The 17,554-nt window shown below is 72.1% G+C and carries 17 protein-coding genes; 14 read left to right on the top strand and 3 right to left on the bottom strand.

All coding sequences use genetic code 11. The features are described 5' to 3' along the window. The first annotated feature begins 1 nt into the window (after window position 1). The 11 genes from gatA (at window position 2) to SOM11_RS01290 (ending at window position 10,783) form a co-directional block, all read left to right on the top strand. Window positions 2–1,552, top strand: coding sequence for an Asp-tRNA(Asn)/Glu-tRNA(Gln) amidotransferase subunit GatA (gene gatA / locus SOM11_RS01340; RefSeq protein ID WP_192059845.1), 1,551 nt, complete (start codon window positions 2–4; stop codon window positions 1,550–1,552). Then, window positions 1,552–3,051, top strand: coding sequence for an Asp-tRNA(Asn)/Glu-tRNA(Gln) amidotransferase subunit GatB (gatB, locus tag SOM11_RS01335; RefSeq protein ID WP_192059847.1), 1,500 nt, complete (start codon window positions 1,552–1,554; stop codon window positions 3,049–3,051). Before gatA ends, gatB begins: the two co-directional genes overlap by 1 nt. Before the next feature lie 88 nt (window positions 3,052–3,139). Then, a complete protein-coding gene (locus SOM11_RS01330) occupies window positions 3,140–3,997 on the top strand; it encodes a hypothetical protein (RefSeq protein WP_320476975.1) in 858 nt (285 codons plus the stop codon). Further along, a complete protein-coding gene (locus SOM11_RS01325) occupies window positions 3,990–4,826 on the top strand; it encodes a DUF3097 domain-containing protein (protein ID WP_243215221.1) in 837 nt (278 codons plus the stop codon). Before SOM11_RS01330 ends, SOM11_RS01325 begins: the two co-directional genes overlap by 8 nt. Window positions 4,827–4,902: 76 nt before the next feature. Next, window positions 4,903–5,547, top strand: a complete 645-nt coding sequence (locus SOM11_RS01320; protein WP_192059854.1) for a spermidine/putrescine ABC transporter substrate-binding protein — start codon at window positions 4,903–4,905, stop codon at window positions 5,545–5,547. A gap of 25 nt (window positions 5,548–5,572) precedes the next feature. Continuing rightward, window positions 5,573–5,983, top strand: a complete 411-nt coding sequence (locus tag SOM11_RS01315; protein WP_320476974.1) for a DUF3054 domain-containing protein — start codon at window positions 5,573–5,575, stop codon at window positions 5,981–5,983. A gap of 92 nt (window positions 5,984–6,075) precedes the next feature. Then, a complete protein-coding gene (locus SOM11_RS01310) occupies window positions 6,076–6,822 on the top strand; it encodes a DedA family protein (protein WP_320476973.1) in 747 nt (248 codons plus the stop codon). Between the two features lie 100 nt (window positions 6,823–6,922). After that, entirely contained in the window at window positions 6,923–7,744 is an 822-nt protein-coding gene (locus SOM11_RS01305; RefSeq protein WP_320476972.1) for a hypothetical protein, read from the top strand. Between the two features lie 122 nt (window positions 7,745–7,866). Continuing rightward, window positions 7,867–8,874 (top strand): SDR family oxidoreductase, encoded by a 1,008-nt coding sequence (locus tag SOM11_RS01300; RefSeq protein ID WP_243215855.1) that lies wholly within the window; start codon window positions 7,867–7,869, stop codon window positions 8,872–8,874. After that, a complete protein-coding gene (locus tag SOM11_RS01295; RefSeq protein WP_320476971.1) occupies window positions 8,871–10,337 on the top strand; it encodes an NAD(P)/FAD-dependent oxidoreductase in 1,467 nt (488 codons plus the stop codon). Before SOM11_RS01300 ends, SOM11_RS01295 begins: the two co-directional genes overlap by 4 nt. Further along, on the top strand, window positions 10,334–10,783 hold the full coding sequence (locus tag SOM11_RS01290; protein ID WP_320476970.1) for an SRPBCC family protein: 450 nt from the start codon (window positions 10,334–10,336) through the stop codon (window positions 10,781–10,783). Before SOM11_RS01295 ends, SOM11_RS01290 begins: the two co-directional genes overlap by 4 nt. 46 nt (window positions 10,784–10,829) lie before the next feature. Here the strand turns inward: SOM11_RS01290 and SOM11_RS01285 are convergent, their stop codons facing one another. Then, a complete protein-coding gene (locus SOM11_RS01285) occupies window positions 10,830–12,512 on the bottom strand; it encodes a long-chain-fatty-acid--CoA ligase (protein WP_320476969.1) in 1,683 nt (560 codons plus the stop codon). Between the two features lie 133 nt (window positions 12,513–12,645). Between SOM11_RS01285 and SOM11_RS01280 the strand changes: the two genes are divergently transcribed. From SOM11_RS01280 to lepB, 3 genes are all read left to right on the top strand, one after another. Further along, window positions 12,646–13,464 (top strand): SDR family oxidoreductase, encoded by an 819-nt coding sequence (locus SOM11_RS01280; RefSeq protein WP_320476968.1) that lies wholly within the window; start codon window positions 12,646–12,648, stop codon window positions 13,462–13,464. A 106-nt stretch (window positions 13,465–13,570) separates the two neighbouring features. Continuing rightward, a complete protein-coding gene (locus SOM11_RS01275) occupies window positions 13,571–14,488 on the top strand; it encodes an oxygenase MpaB family protein (RefSeq protein WP_243215848.1) in 918 nt (305 codons plus the stop codon). Window positions 14,489–14,517: 29 nt separating this feature from the next. Next, window positions 14,518–15,105, top strand: a complete 588-nt coding sequence (lepB, locus tag SOM11_RS01270; protein ID WP_243215847.1) for a signal peptidase I — start codon at window positions 14,518–14,520, stop codon at window positions 15,103–15,105. 19 nt (window positions 15,106–15,124) lie between these two features. On the opposite strand, the gene SOM11_RS01265 is transcribed toward lepB, so the two are convergent. Together SOM11_RS01265 and SOM11_RS01260 are read right to left on the bottom strand one after the other, a co-directional pair. Beyond that, the gene (locus tag SOM11_RS01265) at window positions 15,125–16,819 is read right to left on the bottom strand and encodes a long-chain-fatty-acid--CoA ligase (RefSeq protein WP_192059877.1); all 1,695 of its coding nucleotides are present in this window, start codon (window positions 16,817–16,819) and stop codon (window positions 15,125–15,127) included. A 60-nt stretch (window positions 16,820–16,879) separates the two neighbouring features. Then, window positions 16,880–17,437, bottom strand: coding sequence for a TIGR03086 family metal-binding protein (locus SOM11_RS01260; RefSeq protein WP_192059879.1), 558 nt, complete (start codon window positions 17,435–17,437; stop codon window positions 16,880–16,882). Between the last annotated feature and the right edge of the window lie 117 nt (window positions 17,438–17,554).

The raw sequence follows: 17,554 nt of genomic DNA, 5'->3' as shown, positions 1-17,554 counted from the left end.
GATGACCGACACCGCAAGCCTCATCCGCCTCAGCGCGGCCGACCTCTCCGTCAAGCTCGGCTCCGGCGAGGTCTCGTCCGTGGAGGCCACGCAGGCGCACCTCGACCGCATCGCCGCGGTCGACGGCGACGTCCACGCCTTCCTGCACGTCAGCGACGCCGCCCTGGCCACGGCCGCCGACGTCGACCGCCGTCGCGCCGCCGGCGAGCCCCTCGGGCCGCTGGCCGGTGTGCCGATCGCCGTCAAGGACGTCCTCTGCACCATCGACATGCCGTCGACCTCGGGCAGCCGCATCCTCGAGGGCTGGGTGCCGCCCTACGACGCCACGGTCGTCAAGAAGCTCCGCGCCGCGGATCTCGTGCCGCTCGGCAAGACGAACATGGACGAGTTCGCGATGGGCTCGTCGACCGAGTTCTCGGCGTACGGCCCGACGCACAACCCGTGGTCGCTCGACCGCATCCCCGGTGGCTCGGGCGGCGGCTCGGCCGCGGCGGTCGCGGCCTTCGAGGCGCCCCTCGCGCTCGGCAGCGACACCGGCGGCTCCATCCGTCAGCCGGGCGCCGTCACCGGCACCGTGGGCGTCAAGCCCACCTACGGCTCCGTCAGCCGGTACGGCGCCATCGCCCTCGCCAGCTCTCTCGATCAGGTCGGTCCGGTCAGCCGCACCGTGCTCGACTCCGCCCTGCTGCACGACGTCATCAAGGGCCACGACCCGCGCGACTCCACGTCGCTCCGTGACGAATGGCCGTCGTTCACCGACGCCGCTCGCGCCGGTCTCGCCGGCGGCGCCCTGAAGGGCGTCCGCATCGGCGTCGTCAAGGAGCTGAACGGCGAGGGGTTCCAGGGCGGGGTCAAGACGCGCTTCACCGAGGCTCTCGATCTGCTCACGGCGGCGGGTGCGGAGATCGTCGAGATCTCGGCGCCGAGCTTCGAGTACGCGATCAGCGCCTACTACCTCATCCTGCCGGCCGAGGCCTCGAGCAACCTCGCCAAGTTCGACTCCGTCCGCTTCGGCATGCGCGTCGTGCCCGAGGGCGGCGGCACCGTCGAGGACGTCATGGCCGCGACCCGCGAGGCCGGCTTCGGCCCCGAGGTGAAGCGCCGCATCATCCTCGGCACCTACGCGCTGAGCGCGGGGTACTACGACGCCTACTACGGCAGCGCCCAGAAGGTCCGGACCCTCGTGCAGCGCGACTTCGCGAAGGCGTTCGCCGAGGTCGACGTGCTCGTGTCGCCGTCCGCTCCGACCACGGCGTTCCCGCTCGGCTCGAAGATCGACGACCCGCTGGCGATGTACCTGAACGACATCACGACGATCCCGGCGAACCTCGCAGGAATCCCCGGCATCACGATCCCGATGGGGCTCGCCGCCGAAGACGGTCTGCCCGTCGGGCTGCAGTTCATGGCTCCGGCCCGCGAGGACGCCCGCCTCTACACCTACGGCGCCGCACTCGAGCAGCTGCTCGAGCAGAGCTGGGGACGCACCCTCATCTCGCAGGCACCCGATCTCAGCAGCACCGAACAGCACGCCGCCACCGAGGGAGTCATCTGATGGCCAAGGCAGACCTGATGGACTACGACGAGGCGCTGCAGAGGTTCGAGGTCGTGCTCGGCTTCGAGGTGCACGTCGAGCTCGCCACGAAGACGAAGATGTTCTCGGACGCCCCGAACTTCTTCGGCGGTGCCCCGAACACCAATGTGACCCCGGTCGACCTCGGCCTGCCGGGCTCGCTGCCCGTCGTGAACGAGCAGGCCGTCCGCTACTCGATCAGCCTCGGGCTCGCCCTGGGCTGCTCGATCGCCGAGAGCTCGCGCTTCGCCCGGAAGAACTACTTCTACCCCGACAACCCCAAGAACTACCAGGTCAGCCAGTTCGACGAGCCGATCGCCTACGAAGGCGAGGTCGAGGTCGAGCTGCCCGACGGCACCGTCTTCCGGATCCCGATCGAGCGGGCCCACATGGAGGAGGACGCCGGCAAGCTGACGCACGTCGGCGGTTCGACCGGGCGCATCCAGGGCGCCGAGTACTCGCTGGTCGACTACAACCGCGCCGGCATCCCGCTCGTCGAGATCGTGACCAAGCCGATCATCGGCGCGGGCGCGCTGGGCCCCGAGCTCGGCGCCGCGTACGTGTCGACCATCCGAGACATCGTGCGCTCGCTCGGTGTCAGCGAGGCGCGCATGGAGCGCGGCAACCTGCGCTGCGACGCGAACGTCTCGCTGCGCCCCCACGGCCAGGAGAAGCTCGGCACCCGCACCGAGACGAAGAACGTCAACTCGTTCCGTTCGGTCGAGCGCGCGGTGCGCTACGAGATCCAGCGGCAGGCCGCCATCCTCGCCTCGGGCGGCACCATCACCCAGGAGACCCGCCACTGGCACGAAGACACCGGTCGCACGTCGGCGGGTCGTCCGAAGAGCGACGCCGACGACTACCGCTACTTCCCCGAGCCCGACCTGCTGCCCGTCGTGCCTCCCCGCGAGCTGATCGAAGAGCTCCGGCTCGCCCTGCCCGAGGCCCCGGTGGCCCTCCGTCGCCGGCTGAAGGCCGAATGGGGCTTCGCCGACCTCGAGTTCCAGGACGTCGTGAACTCGGGCATGCTGACCGAACTCGTCGAGACCGTCCAGGCCGGCGCCTCCCCGCAGGCGGCCCGCAAGTGGTGGACGGGCGAGATCGCCCGTCTGGCGAACGCCCGAGGCGTCGAACCGTCGACCCTCGTGTCCCCACTGCACGTCAGCGAGCTCATCGCGCTCGTCGAGTCGGGCGATCTGACCGATCGCCTCGCGCGTCAGGTGCTCGAAGGCGTCGTGGCGGGCGAGGGCGCACCCGGCGAGGTCGTCGAGAAGCGCGGGCTCAAGGTCGTCTCCGACGACGGCGCGCTCATCGCGGCGATCGACGAGGCCCTGGCCGGTCAGCCCGACGTCCTCGCGAAGATCCGCGACGGCAAGGTGCAGGCTGCCGGCGCCGTCATCGGCGCGGTGATGAAGGCCATGAAGGGCCAGGCCGACGCGGCCCGCGTGCGCGAGCTGGTGCTCGAGCGCGCTCAGGCCTGACGACCGGCGGCACGAGCATCGCCGTCGACGGGGGAGCCGCCGTGATCGAGCAGGTGCCTGCGCTTCGGCACGAGCGCGACGGCGACCGATGAGCGTGCCCCGGTGGATCCGACCCGCCGCCCCGGTCGGGGTGGCGGTCATGGGTCTCGCCGTCGTCGTGGCCGTCGCGGCGACGTGGCTGCCCCTGCGCGTCGTCGTCATCCGCACGACGGACGGTGCCGGGGCGGCGTTCGCGAGCAGGTCGGACCTCCTCCTGGTCGCCGTCGCGGTCGCCGTCGTGATCCTGATCGCGTATCTGGTCTCGGCCGCCGCGCTCGCCTGGACGCCCGCACGGCACCTGCTCGTGCCCCGCGCCTCCTACTGGAAGCACGAGTCCCGACGCCGTGAGCTGCGCCGTCGACTCGCCAGCCACCTCGCCCGAGGCACGGCGGCGGGGCTCTGGTTCGTCGCCGCGCTGATCGTCGTGGCACTCGTCGGCCAGTCCGGTGGTGCCGTCGCCGCATGGTGGATCCCGCTCGCGGTGTCCGTCGTCTACGTCGTGGGGATGCTCGTCTGGCTCAGCTGGGTGCTCACCGGCGGATTCGCTCCGCCGCGGCGATCGGCGCAGACGGGAACGACGGCCGCGCGGTCGACTCCCGCACGCGCCGCCGGAGGCGCGGCGCAGGGGGTCTCACGCCGGTCACCCCCTCGAGACGGGCCCTCTCGCGACGCCCCGGCCCGCGTGGCTCAGCCCCGCGCGGCTCAGCCCCGCGCGGCTCAGCCCCGCGCGGTCGGGGCGAAGGCCGCGTCCCCCGTGGGTCGCACCTCGCCGCGGCCCGGCGAGCGTCGCCGGTCCGACGAGGCCGGGGCGTCGAAGAGCCCGCCTCGCCCCTACCAGCCATCACCGAGACCGCAACCCCGAACCCGACCCGAACCACCGCAGAGAGGTCCATCGCCCCGTGACTGACGACCGATACGGAGACGACGTGCTGAGCGGCGACTGGAAGCGCTCGAAGCGGCCGGTCGCGACGCCGACCGACGCCGTCCGCGATCTGGTCGTCGAGGACTCCGCGAGCGGCTTCACCGGGGCCGTCGTGCGGGTCTCGGCGGGCCTGGTCGAGCTGGAGGACTGGAAGGGCCGCGTGCGGGCGTTCCCGCTGTCGGGATCGTTCCTGATCGACGGCGCGCCCGTGGCGCTGCGGGTGCCGCGGGCGGCGCCGGCCGGCCGGGCACGCACCGCGTCGGGATCGTTCGCCGTCGACGGGGCCCGTGCCCGGGTCGCCCGCGAGAGCCGGATCTTCGTCGAAGGACGTCACGACGCCGAGCTGGTCGAGAAGGTATGGGGCTCCGACCTGCGGATCGAGGGCGTCGTCGTCGAGTACCTCGAGGGCGTCGACCACCTGGCCGAGGTGCTCGCGGAGTTCCGTCCGTCGCCCACCCGGCGGGTGGGCGTGCTGGTCGACCACCTCGTCGCCGGCTCGAAGGAGAGCCGGATCGCCGACTCCGTCATGGCGGGGCCGTCGGGGGCGGGCGTGCTCGTCGTCGGGCACCCGTTCGTCGACGTCTGGCAGGCGGTCAGGCCCGCGCGCGTCGGTCTCGCCGAGTGGCCCGCGGTGCCCCGCTCGATCGAATGGAAGCACGGCATCTGCGACGCGCTCGGCTGGCCGCACGACGACCAGGCCGACATCGCCGCCGCCTGGCAGCGGATCCTCGGGCGGGTGCGGACCTTCGCCGACCTCGAACCCGCTCTGCTCGGCCCCGTCGAGCGACTGATCGACTTCGTCACCGTCGACTGACGGCACCCGGGCCCCGACCCGGTGAATCGCCCGGGGGTACGCGGTCATCACCGCCCGATGCCCGTAGATTCGGGGCATGGCGGAATCGATCGAGGGGCGCGTGCAGAGCGCCGTCGACGCCTGGCTGCGCTGGCTGCCCCGCTGGCGCATCGGCACGGCCCGCGGGCGCACCCGCGTGTGCCGGCTCTGCTTCGGGTCGCCCGTCGCCGTCGCCGCCGGTTTCGACCGCGACGTGCCGCACGCCGTCCAGCACGCGCTGCTGAACCGGCTGCGTCACATCGTCGACGACGAGGTCGAGATCTACACGGCCCGCAACCTGCCGCTCGTCGACCGGGAGCTGCGTCGCGAGGCCGACGGCGTCGTCGACGTCGGCTACCGCCCCGACGTCGGTCTCGACCCCGAGTTCGAGGGGCTCGACGTCGATCCCGAACCGGACCCCGCTCAGCCGTTCCTGTTCACGCTGGCCGGTCTCGCAGAGGAGGACGCGCCTCCTGCCGGGTCCCGCACGGTCGACCCCGTCGAGTACTCCGACGAGGCCAAGGAGGCGCTGCGCCGGGAGCTCGCGCTGGCCGACGACCACGCGCAGTCGGTCGGCACGAGCCTCTGCTTCGCCCTCGTCGCTCAGCGGGAGCGCATCGGCGACGCCGTCGAGCGTCTCGTCGAACCGCAGATCGACGACCTGCTGTCGGAGCTGTCGCAGACGCTCGAGCAGCCCTCCTGAACCCGCTCCCGCTCGAAAGGCAGACATGACCGGCATCTCACGCAGCGGGCGCTCGAGGCGCTCCACAGGGCTCTGGTGGGTCGCCGTCGTCGATCTCCTGCTCGTCGCAGCGTTCGTCCTCATCGGCCGCAGCAGTCATGCCGAGGCCCTCGACCCCACGGGCGTCGCGACGACCCTCTGGCCGTTCGTCGTCGGTCTCGCCGTCGGCTGGGCGACGGTGCTCGGGGTGGGCTGGTCGATGCGCGGCCCCAGGGCGGGGCTGGTCGTCTGGGTGGCGACGGTCGTCGTGGGAGTGCTGCTGCGTGTCGCGAGCGGACAGGGCGTCGAGCCGAGCTTCGTGGTCGTCACGGCGATCGTGCTCGGGGTGTTCCTGGTGGGCTGGCGACTGATCGGGCTGCTCGCGACCCGCCGACGAGGCGCCGGCCGACCCGTCTGACCCGCGCAGGGGTCGTCCACAGCCTGACCCGGCATACTCGAAGAGCCGATCCGAGCCCGTCCCGAGCGGGACCCGAACCGACCCAGGGACACATGACCTCCTCAGCCGCGCCGACCGCACTCCTGACCGCCGCATCCGCCCCCGGGTCGTTGACCGAGAGCGGGGGCATCGTCGGCATCGCGTCGCGCGTGATCGACGCGCTGGGCGAGTGGGGCGTCGGTCTGCTGACCTTCATCGAGACGATCTTCCCGCCGATCCCGAGCGAGCTGATCCTGCCGTTGGCCGGTGCACTCGCCGGCAGCGGCGACATGAACATCGGCCTCCTCATCGTCGTCACGACGCTCGGAGCGTACGTCGGTGCACTCGTGCTGTACCTCCTCGGTGCGAAGCTCGGTCTCGAACGGAGCATCCGATGGCTCTCGACGCTGCCGCTCGTCGACCGCGAGGACTTCGACAAGGCGGCGGGCTGGTTCCACCGGCACGGTCGCTCGGCCGTCTTCTTCGGGCGCTTCATCCCCGGCGTCCGCAGTCTCATCTCGCTGCCGGCCGGCGCCGACCGCATGCCCCTCGTCACGTTCTCGCTCTTCACCATCGTCGGCAGCGGCATCTGGAACACCCTCCTGATCTCCCTGGGCGCCGCCCTCGGAACCCAGTACGAGCTGATCGACGAGTACGCGAAGTACCTCGACTACATCGTCTACGGCGCGATCGTCGGCGTGATCGTCTGGCTCGTGGTGCGGGCGCTGCTGCGGCGCCGACGTCGCGGCGACTCCGCCGGCGCCCACGACACCCGCGAGCCCCGCGATCACCGAGACGTCGACGGCGACGTTCGCGGCTGATCCGCACGCTGCGCACAGGCAGGCGGCGGCGGGCGACCGTACTGTCATGTTCGGCAGGTGCCTCCGCACCGCACACCACGAACGGAAGGGAACCGCTCCGATGGGATTCCTCGACAGACTCCTCGGCCGCGACGACGACCAGGCCAAGCCCGGCCCCAGGGCGGACACCCGGCCCTACGGCCAGCAGTCGTACGAACAGCAGCCCTCCGGCCAGCAGTCGTACGACCAGGCGCCCTCCGGCCAGCAGTCGTATGACCAGGCGCCCTCCGGCCAGCAGCCGTACGGGCAGGCGCCCGCGCCCCGGTCGTCCGCACCGCAGGCTGCACGGACCGACGACGAGATCGCCGTCGAGCGCTATCGCTACCTGCTGCGGACGGCCCCGCCCGAGACCATCGAGCAGGTGCACGCCGAGGCCTTCGAGAAGCTCACGCCCGAGCAGCGTCGCCTGGTCTTCGACGAGCTCAGCGCGCAGGCGTCCGAGAGCGAGCGCCCGCGCGGCGACGACCCGGCGTCGCTGGCGCAGGCCGCCACCCGGTCCGAGCTCCGCCAGCCGGGCACCCTCGAGCGCACGCTCGGCGGCGGCAGCCCCTCCGAGGGGCAGAACGCCCAGGGTCGCCGCGGGCCCGGCATGGGGTCGATGATCGGCGGCTCGCTGCTCGGCACGGTGGCCGGCTTCGTGATCGGCTCGGCGCTGGTCGGTGCGTTCCTGCCCGACGGCGGCGCCACGGCCGACGGCGGCGAGGGCGACCAGGGCGACGGCTCCGACACCGGCTCCGACCCGGGCGACACGGGCACGGAGACCGCGGGCGCCGACACCGGCGCGGGCGACGGCGGCGGCGACTTCGGGGGTGGCGACTTCGGTGGCGGTGGATTCGGCGGGGGCGACTTCGGGGGCGGCGACTTCGGCGGCTTCGACATCTAGCACCGTGCGGCGCTGCGCCATGGTGACGACCGAGGAGGCGCGACTCACGCGAGTCGCGCCTCCTCGGTCGTGAACGACTACCGTCGGAGACCCGCGAACGCGAGGATGAGTCGAGGAGAAGCATGAGCACCAGCAGGATCGCCGTCGTCACCGGAGGAACCGCCGGACTCGGCCGTGCCACCGTCCGAGAGCTCGCCGCCCGCGGCTGGGACGTCGCGGTGCTCGCCCGCGGTCAGGACGGACTCGACGGGGCCGTCGCCGACGTCGAGGCCGCCGGGCGTCGCGCTCTCGGCATCCCGACGGACGTCGCCGACCGTGCGCAGGTCGAGGCCGCCGCCGATCGAGTCGAGTCGGAGCTCGGGCCCATCGACCTCTGGGTGAACGACGCCATGGTCGGGGTGTTCGGCGAGTTCCTGGACACCGACCCCGACGACTTCGAGCGGGCGACGGCCGTCAACTACTTCGGCTTCGTCAACGGAACCCGTGCGGCCCTCTCGCGGATGGTGCCGCGCGACAGCGGTCACGTGATCCAGGTCGGCTCGGCGCTGGCGCACCGCGGCATCCCCCTGCAGGCCGCATACTGCGCCGCGAAGCACGCCGTCCAGGGCTTCACGGAGTCGGTGACCACCGAGCTGCTGCACAACAAGAGCGCGGTCCGCATCTCGACGGTCGACATGCCGGCGCTGAACACCATCCAGTTCAACTGGGTCCGCACGGATCTGCCCGACCACCCGATGCCCGTCGCGCCGATCTTCGAACCCGAGGTCGGCGCCCGGGCCATCGCCGCCGTCGCCGAGAAGCCGCGTCGCCGGTCGTGGATCGGCGAGCCGACGCTGGGCACGGTCATGGGCAACCGCCTCGCCGCGGGGCTGATGGACGTCTTCCTGGCCAAGACCGGCTACTCGGGTCAGCAGGCGCCTCAGAAGAAGGAGCCGATGCTGCCCGACAACCTCTACGAGCCCACGGCCGGCGACCACGGGGCGCGAGGTATCTTCAGCGATCAGGCCCATTCGACGAGCCCCCAGGTCTGGTACACCGAGCACCGCGGCATCGGTCGCGGTCTCGCGGTCGCCGCCGCCCTCGGTGCCGGATTCGCGACCGTCCGGGCGGTGTCGGGGCGTCGCCGATGAGTCGGCCCTACGACGCATCGGTCGTCGGGGCGGGCCCCAACGGGCTGGCCGCTGCGGTGGTGCTCGCTCGGGCGGGGCTCAAGGTGCAGCTCGTGGAGCGGGCGTCGACCATCGGCGGCGGCACGCGCACGGCCGAGCTGACCCTGCCCGGCTTCCGCCACGACATCTGCTCCGCCGTGCACCCGATGGCCATGGCCTCGGGGTTCTTCCGGCGGTGGGGGCTCGAGCAGCGCGTCGAGATGATCGTGCCCGAGATCTCGTACGCGCATCCCGTCGACGGAGGCACCGCGGGTGTGGCGTACCGCGACCTCGAGCGGACGGTCGCCGGTCTCGGGGTGGACGGGCCGACCTGGCGCCGCATGTTCGGCCGCCTCGTCGACCTCGAGGACGAGATCTCGCAGTTCACGCTGTCGCCCATCCTGCAGGTGCCCAGGCACCCCGGCACGGTGGTGGAGTTCGGCCTGCGCATCCTCGCCCAGGGCGGCCCCTGGTGGGACGCCGGGCTGAAGACGCGTGAGGCGACGGCCCTGCTCGCCGGCGTCATGGCCCACGCCATCCGTCCGATGCCGAGCCTGTCCGCCTCCGCCGCCGGTCTGACCCTCGCCGTGCACGGGCATGGGCGGGGCTGGGCTCTGCCTCGCGGCGGCAGCCAGTCGATCGCCGATGCGCTCGCGGCCGACCTCGTGGCGCACGGCGGGGTGATCGAGACCGACACGGAGATCACCGACCTCGGGCAGCTCGACAGCGACGTCGCACTGCTGGACGTGACGCCCCGGCAGCTGATCTCGATGGCCGGCGCGCGCCTCCCCGACGGGTATCGTCGTCGCCTCGAGCGGTTCCGCTACGGCGGGGGAGCGTCGAAGGTCGACTTCGCGCTCAGCGGCCCGGTGCCCTGGGCGGTCGACGCCCTGCGGGGGTCGCCGACGGTGCACCTCGGCGGCGATCGGGCCGACGTGGCCCGCGCCGAGCACGACGTGGCCAGGGGGCGGCACTCCGACGACCCGTTCGTGCTCGTCGTGCAGCCGAGCGTCGTCGACGACACCCGGGCACCGAGCGGGCAGCACTCGCTCTGGACGTACGCGCACGTGCCGTCGGGCAGCACCCGCGACATGACCGAGGTCATCACGGCGCAGATCGAGCGCTTCGCGCCGGGCTTCCGCGACGTGGTGCTCGCGTCGCACTCGTACAGCGCCGACGAGCTCGAGGCCCACGACCCGAACTACATCGGCGGCGACATCGCCTCGGGTGCGCCGAGCCTCAAACAGCTCGTCGTGCGCCCGGTGCTGTCGACCGAGCCGTGGCGGACCCCCGTGGCCGGCGTGTACCTCGCGTCGTCGTCGGTGCCGCCCGGGCCGAGCGTGCACGGGATGGGCGGCGCCTACGCCGCCCGCAGCGCCCTCCGGCACGAGTTCGGCATCACCGACCTGCCCCATCTGGGGCCCGACCGGGAGGAGCCGGCATGAGCATCGAGGAGCGATTCATGGACGCATCGCCCAAGGACGTCTTCGCGATCCTGCGCGACGGCTGGTCGTACCCGAGCTGGGTCGTCGGGGCGTCGCGAGTGCGCGATGTGGAGCCCGCGTGGCCGGAGGCCGGCTCGAAGATCAGCCACTCGGTCGGCGTCTGGCCCGCGGTGATCGACGACTCGACGAGCATCGTCGAGTGGGACCCGCCCCGTCGCGTCGTCATGATCGCGCGCGGTTGGCCCCTGGGGGAGGCGCGGGTCGGGTTCGCGGTCAAGCCCATCTCGGGCGGTTCGCACGTGACCATGACGGAGGACGCGGTGTCCGGCCCGGGAACCCTCGTGCCGAGACCGCTGCAGAACGTCATGCTCAAGCACCGCAACCGCGAGACGCTGCAGCGGCTGGCCTGGCTGGCCGAGGGGCGACGGGACGGCAAGGCCGACTAGGTCGGGTCTCGCCGCCCCCGGGCCAGGACGCCCGGGGCGCTGTCGGTCAGTGACCGAGCAGCTCGTCGCGCACCTTGCGGCGCAGCACCTTGCCGATCAGCGAGGTCGGCAGGGCGTCGACGACGACGATGCGGCGCGGCACCTTGTAGGGCGTGAGGTGCTTGCGGGCGAAGGCACGCAGCTCGGCGACGTCGACCTCGGCACCGGGGGAGACGACGATCGCCGCGGCGACCTGCTCGCCGCCGGGGCTCGGCATGCCGACCACGGCCGCGTCGACGACGCCTTCGAAGCGCGTCAGGACCTCTTCGACCTCGGAGGGCGCGACGTTGAACCCACCGGTGATGATGAGCTCCTTGATGCGGTCGACGACGCGCACGAAGCCGTCGTCGTCGACGGTGACGATGTCTCCGGTGCGGAACCAGTCGCCGTCGACGAAGACCTCGCTCGTGGCCTGCGGCTTGCGGTAGTAGCCGGTGAACACCTGGGGGCCGCGCACGATCAGCTCGCCGGACTCGCCGGGGGCGACGTCGACCGTCGGCTGGTCGGGGTCGACGACCCGCACCTCCGTGCTCGGCAGCGGGAGCCCCACGGTGCCGGCGCGGCGGGTCGGCCCGACGGGATTGGCCATCAGTACGGGCGAGCACTCGGAGAGCCCGTAGCCCTCGACCAGCCAGCCGCCGGACTCGGCCTCCCACGGCTCGACGACCTCGGCGGACAGGGGCATGGCGCCCGAGATCGCGACCTCGACGCCGCGCAGCGAGACGCCGGCGTCGTCGGCCGCCTTGCGGAGGCGCGTGTAGATCGGCGGGACGGCCGGCAGGAAGGTCGGCGGTCGCTTCTTCATGACCTTGAGGACGAGCGCCGGGTCGAAGGCGGGGAACAGCACGAGGCGCGCCCCCATGCTCATCGCGAAGGTCAGGCAGAGCGTCAGGCCGTAGGCGTGGAACATCGGCAGGACGGCGTAGACGGTGCACGCGCCCTGCTCGATGGTCGGCACCCAGGCCCGTGACTGCGCCGCGTTCGAGAGCAGGTTGCGGTGCGTCAGCTGCGCGCCCTTCGGCGTGCCGGTGGTGCCGCTCGTGTACTGGATAACCGCGAGGTCGTCGGTCTCGGGGCGGGGGTGCTTGGAGCGGATCGGGCGCGAGCCGACGACGTCCTCCCACGGGGTCGTGCCACGGACCGGCGCGAAGAGGCGCTCGCGGGACTCGCGTGCCTTGGCGATCGGCAGACGGAGGGCCAGCCGCGTGCCGAACGGCATCGCCTTCGTCACGTCGACCGAGACGACGTGGTCGACCGCGACGTCGTCCGGGAACGCCTGGATCGTGTCGACGACCTTGTTCCAGGCGATGGCGATCTTGGCGCCGTGGTCTTCGAACTGGTGACGCAGCTCGCGCGGCGTGTAGAGCGGGTTGTGCTCGACGACCACGGCGCCGAGACGCAGGACGGCGTAGAACGCGACGACGTGCTGCGGGCCGTTCGGCAGCACGAGGGCCACGGTGTCGCCGTGGCCCACTCCGAGCTTCCGCAGGCCCTCGGCCGCACGCGCGATCTGCTCGACGAGCTCGGTGTACGAGGTCGTGGCCCCGAAGTACTCGAGCGCCACCGCCTTCGGGTAGCGCTTCGCGCTGCCGTCCACCAGGTCGAGGAGAGAGCCCGTGACGGGCTCGATCTCGTGCGGGACGCCGGGGGCGTACGAGTCAAGCCAGGGACGCGGGGTCTCGATGGTCACCCTCTCACTCTAGGGCGAACGAGGCCGTTCGATCGTGCGCGTCGTGCAGCGACGCGGGGAAGGGGCACCTGGACGCCGTCCAGACGGGCGGGCGTTGGATCGGGGGGACCCGCACCCCGACGAGAGGAACACCGTGAGCAAGGTCTGGTTCATCACCGGAGCATCCAAGGGCTTCGGCCGAGAGTGGGCCGAGGCCGCACTCGAACGAGGCGATCGCGTCGCCGGCACCGCGCGGAACCTCGACGACGTCGCCGGTCTCGTCGAGCAGTTCGGCGACGCCTTCCTGCCGCTTCAGCTCGACGTCACCGACCGCGCGGCCGACATCGCCGCCGTGCAGGAGGCAGCCGAGACGTTCGGCCGCCTGGACGTCGTCGTGAACAACGCCGGCTACGGCCACTTCGGCATGGTCGAGGAGATCAGCGAGAGCGAGGCCAGAGGGCAGCTCGAGACGAACCTGTTCGGCGCCCTGTGGGTGACACAGGCTGCTCTGCCGATCATGCGCGAGCAGGGGTCGGGCCACATCGTGCAGGTGTCCAGCATCGGCGGCATCAGCGCGTTCCCGACGGTCGGCATCTACCACGCGTCGAAGTGGGCGCTCGAGGGCATCAGCCAGTCGCTGGCGCAGGAGGTGGCGGGCTTCGGCATCCACGTCACCCTGGTCGAGCCCGGCGGATTCAGCACCGACTGGTCCGGCCCGTCCGCGTCGCGCAGCGACGAGCTCGAGGAGTACGCCGAGGTGCGCGAGGCCGCCTCGAAGCGCCCGTCGGCCGCCGACCCGGGCGACCCGAAGGCCACCCGCGGCGCGATCCTCAAAGTCGTCGACGCCGAGCAGCCGCCCCTCCGCATCTTCTTCGGCAAGGCGCCGCTCGGCATCGCCACCAAGGACTACGAGTCGCGTCTCGCGACGTGGAACGAGTGGCAGTCCGTCTCGGTCGAGGCGCACGGCGGCTGACCCTCCGTCGCCGACGCCCGCCGCGCCTCCTGCGTCTCTCGAGAGCTGCGGGAGGCGCGGTGTCCGTTCACGGGAGTCCTCAGGTCCGAGAGCGCATGATCGGGCCATGACCGACCTCGTCTCCCCGCTGCGCGCCCGTCTGCAGCAGACCTTCAACGGGCAGGCGACGGGCACGCCGCAGTGGATGATCGACCTCGAGAAGGGCGACGACGAGGGGTTCTTCGAGCCGGGGTCGGCCGTCTGGGCCGTGCACGGGGCCAAGGCGACCATCGCCGCCGGGGTTCGGGCGCTGCTCGTCCAGGCCCTCCACCCCGGTGCGCTCGCCGGAGTGCACGACCACTCGCGCTTCAAGGAGGACCCTCTGGGGCGGCTCGCCGGGACGATCCGCTGGATCTACACGGTCACCTACGGCAGTCGGGACGCGGCGACCCAGGCGTCGAACTGGGTCTCGCGGCTGCATACGAAGGTCGTCGGGCAGTACGACGACCGTCACGGCGTCTCGCACGATTACGCGGCCAACGACCCCGAGCTGCTCAGCTGGGTGCACATGGCCTTCGCCGACTCGTTCCTGGCCGCCTTCCATCGATGGGGCGGGCGCGAGGTGCCCGGAGGCCCCGATGCCTACGTCCGCGAGTGGGCCGTCGCCGGCGAGCTGATGGGCGTGCCGAATCCGCCGCTGACCGTTGCCGAGATGCAGCACCAGCTGATGGACTTCGATCGCCGGGGAGTCCTCGAGCGGACCTCGCGCACCGACGACGTCGTGCGGTTCATCCGGCGTCCACCGCTGTTCCCCGTCCTCCGGGCCGGCTACCCTCTGCTGTTCAACGGCGCGGTCGCGACGCTGCAACCCCGATTCCAGGAGCTGCTCGATCTGCGTCCGCCGCACGTCGGTCCCGTCGAGCTGCCGACCGCCGGTCCCGCCGCGGCCGTGCTGCGGGGAGTGGGCGCCGTCATGGGCCCGCGGCCGCCGGCTGAGAAGCACGCGCTGGCGCGACTCGAACGACTCGGGTGGGCATCGGTCTGACCCCAGCAGGCGACTGAGAGGATGTCGTCGTGACCGACACCGCGCCTCCTCGTCCCCATCGACCGTTCCGCCTCCTGCGCGACGTCGTCGTGATCGTGCTGATCGCCCTGCTCGTCTCGTGGGGCGTCCGCACGTATCTGGTGCGGTCGTTCTACATCCCGTCCGCGTCGATGGAGAACACGCTGATGATCGGCGACCGGCTGGTCGTCAACGTGCTCGCCTCGAACGCGATGCCGCTGCACCACGGCGACATCGTCGTCTTCGAGGATCCGGGCGGCTGGCTGCCGGGGGAGCCGGGTCAGGACCTCGTCAAGCGCGTCATCGGGCTGCCGGGCGACACCGTCTCGTGCTGCGACGCCGAGGGGCGCGTGCTCGTCAACGGCGAGCCGATCGACGAGCCGTACATCACGGTGCCCGCGGGCGACCCGGCGTCCCTGACGCCCTTCGACGTCACCGTGCCCGAGGGGGCGCTGTGGGTGCTCGGCGACAACCGCGAGGACTCCGCCGACTCGCGGGCGCACCAGAGCGGGCCCTACGCGGGGTTCGTCCCGGAGGAGAACGTCGTCGGCCGGGCCTTCGTGGTGTTCTGGCCGTTCGACCGGGCCCGCTGGCTCTAGTCGTGCCGGGACGTCCCGTCTAGCCCGCGGCGATGAGGCTGTCGCGGACCTGCCGACGCAGCACCTTGCCGATCAGCGACTTCGGCAGCTCGTCGACCACGACGACCCGGCGCGGCACCTTGTAGGCGGCAAGGCGCCCGCGGCAGTGATCGCGCACGGCGGCCTCGTCGAGGGTCGCGCCCGCGGCCAGGACCACGGCCGCGACGACGTCCTCGCCGCCCTCGGCGCGCGGGACCCCCACCACGGCGGCCTCGGCGATGCCGTCGGCACCGAGCACGGCCTCCTCCACCTCGGACGGGGCGACGTTGAAGCCGCCCGTGACGATGAGCTCCTTGATGCGGTCGACGATGGTCACGTAGCCGTCGGCGCTCATGCTGACGATGTCGCCGGTGCGGAACCAGCCGCCCTCGAGGAACGCCTCGGCGGTCTCGTCGGGCCGGTTCCAGTAGCCGCGGAACACCTGCGGACCACGCAGCAGCAGTTCGCCCGCTGCCCCGGGAGGCACGGGTCGGGTCGGATCGGGGGAGTCCCGGTCGACGACGATCGCCTCCGTCGACGGGAACGGCACCCCGACGGTGCCGACGCGGCGGGTCGGGCCGATGGGGTTGCCGAGCGCGACGGGCGAGGTCTCGGTGAGACCGAAGCCCTCGACGAGCATGCCGCCCGTCACCCCCTCCCAGGCGGTCACGACGGAGGTCGGCAGATTCATGGCACCCGAGATGGCGAAGCGGGCCGACGACAGGTCGACGCGCTTCTCGCGGGCGCCGTCGGCGAGTCGCTGATAGATCGGCGGCACCGCCGGCAGGAATGTCGGCGGGTGCTTCTTCGCCGCCTTGAGCACGAGGTCGACGTCGAACTTCGGGAACAGCACCAGCCGCGCGCCGAGACTCATCGCGAAGGTGAGGCACAGCGTGAGCCCGTAGGCGTGGAAGAACGGCAGCACGCCGTAGACCGTCTCGGCGCCCTCGACCAGCCCCGGCACCCACGCGCGCCCCTGCTCGGCGTTGCTGCGGAGGTTGCGGTGCGTGAGGATCGCGCCCTTCGGCGACCCGGTCGTGCCGCTCGTGTACTGCAGCAGGGCGACGTCGTCGACCTCGGGCCGGGGGTGCTTCTTCTTGATCGGGCGGTTCGACAGCAGGTCGTCGAACGTCGAGTCGCCCGTCGCGCCGTCCGTCAGCGCCGCCCGCGACGACCTGGCGGCGGGCACCGGCAGCTTCAGCGCCAACCGGGTGCCGAGCGGCATGCCCTTGGTCACGTCGACCGACACGATGGTCGTCAGGCCGAGGTCGGAGGGCAGGGCGCGGAGGCGGTCGACCAGCTTGTCCCATGCGACCGCCACGGTCGCGCCGTGGTCCTCGAAGAGGTGGCGCAGCTCGCGGTCGGTGTAGAGCGGGTTGTGCTCGACGACGACGGCGCCGAGGCGCAGCACGGCGTAGAACGCGACCACGTGCTGCGGGCTGTTGGGGACGATCAGGGCGACGCGGTCGCCTCGACGCACGCCGAGCCTCCTGAGCCCTTCGGCCGCGCGCGCGATCTGGTCGCCCAGATCGCGGTACGACGTCTCGCGCCCGAAGAACTCGAGGGCCGGCCGCGTGCGGTGCGCGGCCACGGCGTCGTCGATCAGGTCGACGAGGCTTCCCGTGACGGGCTCGATGTCGGCGGGGACGTCAGGAGCGTAGCTGTGCAGCCACGGGCGGTCGATCGGATCGGTCATGCCCCGAGCTTGCCAGGGTCGGGTGATGAACCCCCGGGAGGCGCGAATGCGACGGGCGTGTCAGCGGGCGTCGCGGCCCGTCAATGCGAGCAGGCGGATGCGGAGCGGGGCGTCGTCGCCGACCGGCACGGGCGACGCGAACAGCCCCGAGGCCTCGAGAGCGTCCTTCTGCGGCTCGAAGACGCCCCAGACGGCCTCGACCAGGGCGTCGTCCAGCTCTTCGTCGGCGCCGACCGCACGAGCGAGATCCCAGCTGTGGATGGTGACGTCGGCGACCTGCTCGGCCAGGTACTCGTGCACGGGGACGACGTCGGCGCTCAGTCGGACCTCGGCGTGCGGATCGGCGTCGCGCCAGGCCGCCGTCGCGGCGTTCGACCAGCGGTGCCAGGCCTCGACGAGGTCGTCGCCGAGCGGCTCGATGGAGTTCTCGGCCTCGGCGGGGTCGCCGCCCTCGAGCAGGAGGGGCACCCACTGCTGCTCGCGGGTCACGTGCCGGACGAGGTCGCGGACCTTCCACTCGGTGTCGGGTGTGGGGGCGTCCCAGTCGGCCACGGCCTCGACCCGGCGGGCGAACTCGTCGTGCGCGGTCTTCTGCAGGGTGATCCAGTCGACGGTCATGGGAGTCCTCTCGGGTGGTGCGGGGCTGACTGCCAGGGCCAACCGTACGGGGCCGCGCATTGTTCCGCGGGTCGGTGCGGCGGGTTCCCGTCATCGGGGGCGGGTCAGCGCTGACCC

This window comes from Frigoribacterium sp. CFBP9029, assembly GCF_034045305.1.
GTDB lineage: Bacteria > Actinomycetota > Actinomycetes > Actinomycetales > Microbacteriaceae > Frigoribacterium.
The sequence above is the reverse complement of the archived record's forward strand: the minus strand, read 5'-3'. Positions and strand labels throughout refer to the sequence as shown.

Coding starts and splice junctions, on each gene's coding strand:
- gatB (WP_192059847.1), top strand. CDS start 1,552: ATGGCCAAGGCAGACCTGATGGACTACGACGAGGCGCTGCAGAGGTTC.
- SOM11_RS01295 (WP_320476971.1), top strand. CDS start 8,871: ATGAGTCGGCCCTACGACGCATCGGTCGTCGGGGCGGGCCCCAACGGG.
- SOM11_RS01315 (WP_320476974.1), top strand. CDS start 5,573: ATGACCGGCATCTCACGCAGCGGGCGCTCGAGGCGCTCCACAGGGCTC.
- SOM11_RS01290 (WP_320476970.1), top strand. CDS start 10,334: ATGAGCATCGAGGAGCGATTCATGGACGCATCGCCCAAGGACGTCTTC.
- SOM11_RS01260 (WP_192059879.1), bottom strand. CDS start 17,437: ATGACCGTCGACTGGATCACCCTGCAGAAGACCGCGCACGACGAGTTC.
- SOM11_RS01265 (WP_192059877.1), bottom strand. CDS start 16,819: ATGACCGATCCGATCGACCGCCCGTGGCTGCACAGCTACGCTCCTGAC.
- SOM11_RS01300 (WP_243215855.1), top strand. CDS start 7,867: ATGAGCACCAGCAGGATCGCCGTCGTCACCGGAGGAACCGCCGGACTC.
- gatA (WP_192059845.1), top strand. CDS start 2: ATGACCGACACCGCAAGCCTCATCCGCCTCAGCGCGGCCGACCTCTCC.
- SOM11_RS01275 (WP_243215848.1), top strand. CDS start 13,571: ATGACCGACCTCGTCTCCCCGCTGCGCGCCCGTCTGCAGCAGACCTTC.
- SOM11_RS01310 (WP_320476973.1), top strand. CDS start 6,076: ATGACCTCCTCAGCCGCGCCGACCGCACTCCTGACCGCCGCATCCGCC.
- SOM11_RS01330 (WP_320476975.1), top strand. CDS start 3,140: ATGAGCGTGCCCCGGTGGATCCGACCCGCCGCCCCGGTCGGGGTGGCG.
- SOM11_RS01305 (WP_320476972.1), top strand. CDS start 6,923: ATGGGATTCCTCGACAGACTCCTCGGCCGCGACGACGACCAGGCCAAG.
- SOM11_RS01320 (WP_192059854.1), top strand. CDS start 4,903: ATGGCGGAATCGATCGAGGGGCGCGTGCAGAGCGCCGTCGACGCCTGG.